The following is a 5,644-nucleotide window of genomic DNA, read 5'->3' as shown; positions in this document are numbered from 1 at the left end:
CGTAGACATGGACGTCGTGACCGGCGCGGCCAAGCTGCTGGGCAGCCGCCATGCCGGCCGGGCCGGAGCCGATGACGGCGACCCGCTTGCCGGTCTTCTTCTCCGGCGGATAGGGCCTGATATGGCCGGTTTCATAGGCCTTGTCGGCGATCGCCTGCTCGACCGTCTTGATGGCGACGGGAATGTCCTCGAGGTTCAGCGTGCAGGCTTCCTCGCAGGGCGCCGGGCAGATGCGGCCGGTGAACTCCGGGAAATTGTTGGTCGAATGCAGGTTGCGGATCGCGTTGTCCCAGTCGCCATTGTAGACGAGGTCGTTCCAGTCTGGAATCTGGTTGTGGATCGGGCAGCCGGTCGGCCCGTGGCAGAACGGAATGCCGCAATCCATGCAGCGCGCGGCCTGTTTCTCGACCTCCTTGTCAGACATCGGCAGCGTGAACTCGCGGAAATGCCGGATGCGGTCGGAGGCCGGCTGGTACTTGTGCACCTGCCGGTCGATTTCGAGAAAGCCTGTTACCTTGCCCATAGTCCAGTTCCTGCTGTCCAGATGGTGCGGTTTTCGCCGCACCCGTTAACCCCTTGAGGCAGCCATGGCAACCTTGCGCCGGAGGTCAAACTGTCGATGAAGATGGGCCGGGAAGCCTGGGCTCCCCGGCCATTGCAAAGCCTATTCCGCCGCAACGCCCATGCGCATGCGTTCCATCTCGATCAGGGCGCGGCGGTATTCGACCGGCATGATCTTGCGGAACTTCGGCCGGAACGTCGCCCAGTCGTCGAGAATCTCGCGACCACGTACCGACCCGGTGTAGTGCACATGGTTCGAGATCAGCTGGTAGAGCCGCTCCTCGTCATGGCTGGTCATGTCGCCGGAGACGTCGACGCGGCCCTTGTGGTCGAGGTCGCCGCCATGGTGCAGCAGCCTTTCCATCAGATCGTCTTCTTCCGGAACCGGCTCCAGCTCGACCATCGCCATGTTGCAGCGCTCGGCGAAATCGCCCGCCTCGTCGAGCACGTAGGCGACGCCGCCAGACATGCCGGCGGCGAAGTTGCGGCCGGTCTTGCCGATGACGACGACGATGCCGCCAGTCATGTACTCGCAGCCATGATCGCCGACGCCTTCGACGACGGCGGCGACGCCCGAATTGCGCACGGCGAAACGCTCGCCGGCGACGCCGGCGAAATAGGCTTCGCCCTCGGTTGCGCCATAGAGCACCGTGTTGCCGACGATGATGGATTCAGCCGCGACGATCTTGGCCTCTTCCGGCGGCCGAATGACGATGCGGCCGCCCGACAGGCCCTTGCCGACATAGTCGTTGCCGGCGCCGACAAGCTCGAACGAGATGCCGCGCGCCAGGAAGGCGCCAAAGGACTGGCCGGCAGTGCCGGTCAGCTTCACCGATATCGTATCCTCGCGCAGGCCCTTGTGCTTGAAGCGCTTGGCCACTTCGCCCGACAGCATGGCGCCCGCGGAGCGGTCGACATTGCGGATATCGACCTCGATCTTGACCGGCAGCTTGCTCTCGAGCGCCGGCTTGGCCAGTTCGATCAGCTTGCGGTCGAGCACGTCGTCGATCGGGTGCTTCTGCCGCTCGGTCCAGTGCACCGCTTCATGCGGCGCATCCGGCTTGAAGAACATCTTCGAGAAATCGAGCCCGCGCGCCTTCCAGTGCACGATCAGGTCGCGCTTTTCCAGAAGATCGGTGTCGCCGATGATCTGGTCGATATGGGTGTAGCCCATCTCGGCGAGCAGCTCCCTCACCTCTTCCGCGACGTAGAAGAAGAAGTTGATGACATGCTCGGGCGTGCCCTTGAAGCGCTTGCGCAGCACCGGATCCTGCGTCGCGACGCCGACCGGACAGGTGTTGAGATGGCATTTGCGCATCATGATGCAGCCGGCCGCGATCAGCGGTGCGGTCGAGAAGCCGAACTCGTCGGCGCCGAGCAGCGCGCCGATGATGACGTCGCGCCCTGTGCGCAAGCCACCATCGACCTGCAGCGCAACGCGCGACCGCAAGCCGTTCAGCACCAGCGTCTGGTGTGTCTCGGCAAGGCCCATTTCCCACGGGCTGCCGGCATGCTTGAGCGACGTCAGCGGCGAGGCACCGGTGCCGCCATCATAGCCCGAAATTGTGATGTGGTCGGCGCGCGCCTTGGCGACGCCCGCCGCAACCGTGCCGACGCCGACTTCCGACACCAGCTTGACCGACACGTCGGCTGCCGGATTGACGTTCTTCAGGTCGTAGATCAGCTGTGCCAGATCCTCGATCGAATAGATGTCGTGATGCGGCGGCGGCGAGATCAGGCCGACGCCCGGCGTCGAATGCCGGACCTTGGCGATGGTGGCGTCGACCTTGTGGCCGGGCAGCTGACCGCCCTCGCCGGGCTTGGCACCCTGCGCCACCTTGATCTGCATCATGTCGGAGTTGACGAGGTATTCGGCCGTGACGCCGAAACGTCCCGAGGCGATCTGCTTGATCGCCGAGCGTTCCGGGTTCTTGCCGCCGCCCGGCAGCGGCAGATAGCGGTCGGCCTCTTCGCCGCCCTCGCCGGTGTTCGACTTGCCGCCGATCTGGTTCATCGCGCGCGCCAGCGTCGTGTGCGCTTCGCGCGAGATCGAGCCGAACGACATCGCTCCGGTCGAGAACCGCTTGACGATGTCGGCCGCCGGCATGACGTCGTCGAGCGCCACCTTCTTGCGGCCGGTTTCCCCGGCCAGCTTGAGCTTGAACAGGCCGCGAATGGTCTGGGCGCGGGCCGTCTCGCTGTCGATCTGGGCGGAATAGTCCTTGAAGGTTTCCCACGATCCCTGGCGCACGGCGTGCTGCAAGGTGGCGACAGCATCTGGCGACCAGATATGCGCCTCGCCGCGCATGCGGAACATGTATTCGCCGCCGACCTCGAGGCTGTTGCGCAGCACGGGGTCGTTGCCGAAACCGTCATTGTGGCGGCTGAGCGTCTCGGCCGCGATCTCGTCCAGGCCGACGCCTTCGATCAGCGTCGCGGTGCCGGTGAAGTATTGCTGCACGAAATCGGTCTTCAGGCCGATGGCGTCGAAAATCTGCGCGCCGCAATAGGACTGGTAGGTCGAGATGCCCATCTTGGACATCACCTTGAGGATGCCCTTGCCGATCGACTTGATGTAGCGCGAGACGACTTCGTAGGCGTCCACTTCCTTCGGCAGTTCGCCGCGCTTGTGCATGTCGAGCAGCGTGTCGAAGGCGAGGTAGGGATTGATCGCCTCGGCGCCATAGCCGGCGAGGCAGCAGAAATGATGCACTTCGCGCGGCTCGCCGGATTCGACGACGAGGCCGACCGAGGTGCGCAGCCCCTTGCGGATCAGGTGATGATGGACCGCCGCCGTCGCCAGCAGCGCCGGGATGGCGATGCGGTCGGGCCCGACCTGGCGGTCGGACAGGATGATGATGTTGTAGCCGCCGGCAACCGCCGCCTCCGCCCGCTCGCACAACCGATCGATGGCGCCCTGCATGCCCGCGGCGCCTTCGGCGGAGCCATAGGTGATGTCGATCGTCTTGGTGTCGAAACGGTCCTCGGTGTGGCCGATGGAGCGGATCTTCTCGAGATCGCCATTGGTCAGGATCGGCTGGCGCACTTCGAGCCGCTTGCGGCGCGAATTGCCGACAAGGTCGAAGATGTTGGGCCGCGGCCCGATGAAGGACACCAGGCTCATCACCAGCTCCTCGCGGATCGGGTCGATCGGCGGGTTGGTGACCTGGGCGAAGTTCTGCTTGAAATAGGTGTAGAGCAGCTTCGACTTGTCCGACATCGCCGAGATCGGCGTGTCGGTGCCCATCGAGCCCACCGCTTCCTGGCCTGTCGTCGCCATAGGCGACATCAACAGCTTGGTGTCCTCCTGGCTGTAGCCGAATGCCTGCTGACGATCGAGCAGGCTGACATCCTTGCGCAACGCGCGCGGTTCGACCGGCTTCAGATCTTCGAGGATCAGCTGCGTGTTGGCGAGCCAGGTCTTGTAGGGATGCTTGGTCGCGATCTCCGACTTGAGCTCCTCGTCGGAGACGATGCGCCCCTTCTCCAGGTCGATCAGCAGCATGCGGCCGGGCTGCAGCCGCCACTTCTTGACGATCTTCTCCTCCGGCACCGGCAGTACGCCGGCTTCCGAGGCCATGATGACGCGGTCATCGTCGGTGACGATGTAGCGTGCCGGGCGCAAGCCATTGCGGTCGAGCGTGGCGCCGATCTGGCGGCCATCGGTGAAGACCACCGCCGCCGGTCCGTCCCACGGCTCCATCAATGCCGCATGGTATTCGTAGAAGGCCTTGCGATCGGCATCCATGAGCTTGTTGCCGGCCCAGGCTTCCGGAATCAGCATCATCATGGCATGGCTGAGCCTGTACCCGCCCTGGAACAGGAACTCGAGCGCATTGTCGAAGCAGGCGGTGTCGGATTGGCCGTCATAGGAAATCGGCCACAGCTTCGAGATGTTGTTGCCGAACAGTTCGGAATCGACCGACGCCTGGCGCGCAGCCATCCAGTTGTTGTTGCCGCGCACGGTGTTGATCTCGCCATTGTGGGCGACCATGCGGTAGGGATGCGCCAGCTTCCATGACGGGAACGTGTTGGTCGAGAAGCGCTGGTGGACGAGGATCAGCGCGGTTTCGAAGCGCGGGTCCTTGAGGTCCTTGTAGTAGGCCCCGACCTGATAAGCCAGGAACATGCCCTTGTAGACGATGGTGCGCGCCGACAGCGACACGCAATAGGCGCCGATGTCCTTGTTGTCGTTCTCGGCATAGATGCGGCCCGAGATGACCTTGCGCAGCAGATAGAGCCTGGCCTCGTATTCCTCGTCATCGGTAATGTCTGGCGTGCGGCCGATGAAGATCTGCCGATGGAACGGCTCGGATGCCACGATGTCGGGCGCCTTCGACAGCGACGAATTGTCGACGGGCACGTCACGGAAACCGATGAGCGGAAGTCCCTCGGATTGCGCCGATTCGGCAATGATGTCCTCGATATGGGCGCGAAGGGCCGCGTCCTGCGGCATGAACCAGTGTCCGACGCCGTACTGGCCCGCCGGCGGCAGCTCGATGCCCTGGGCTGCCATCTCGTCACGGAAGAACTGGTCGGGAAGCTGCACCAGCACGCCGGCGCCATCGCCGACCAGCGGATCGGCGCCGACGGCGCCGCGATGCGTCAGGTTTTCGAGCACAGCAAGCCCGTCCTCGACGATCTGATGCGACTTCACGCCCTTCATGTTGACGATGAAACCGACGCCGCAGGCGTCATGCTCGTTGCGTGGATCGTAGAGGCCCTGGGCGGAAAATCCGTTGGCGCTTCGGCCAATATTGGATCGCAAGGTGGTTTTGACGGTTGCCGCTTTCGTCTGCGCGGCCTGGCCGTTCGTCGCAGAGTGCGTCATGTCCGTCATCTCCTGTCCTCCTTCCCAGCCATTCAGGCGCTGGTTTGCCTCGGCAAGCGCTTGGCTCACCCTGATCCTTGTGGCACGTCTTGCGAAATCCTGTCGAACCAGGCGGCTTTCCGCATGGATCGCATCTGGTAATCGTACAGGCCAGAGTCTGGCTGTCCACCTGTCGCTCGCGGCAACAGCCGGAGAGGCCCAAATGATACGCCAATCCAGCTCGTTTTGTGCGACAAAATAAGACAGCACTAC

The 5,644-nt window shown here is 63.8% G+C and carries 2 protein-coding genes; both read right to left on the bottom strand.

Annotated elements, in window-relative coordinates; translation table 11 throughout:
• Window positions 1–523: NAD(P)-binding protein (locus tag ENZ75_RS18770; protein WP_164887864.1), on the bottom strand; the 523-nt coding region annotated here is incomplete at its 3' end.
• A gap of 141 nt (window positions 524–664) precedes the next feature.
• Entirely contained in the window at window positions 665–5,401 is a 4,737-nt protein-coding gene (gene gltB, locus ENZ75_RS18765) for a glutamate synthase large subunit (RefSeq protein ID WP_063168950.1), read from the bottom strand.
• Window positions 5,402–5,644 lie beyond the last annotated feature (243 nt).

Source organism: Mesorhizobium sp. M7A.F.Ca.CA.002.04.1.1 (assembly GCF_004022805.1).
Lineage (GTDB): Bacteria > Pseudomonadota > Alphaproteobacteria > Rhizobiales > Rhizobiaceae > Mesorhizobium > Mesorhizobium ciceri.
The sequence above is the reverse complement of the archived record's forward strand: the minus strand, read 5'-3'. Positions and strand labels throughout refer to the sequence as shown.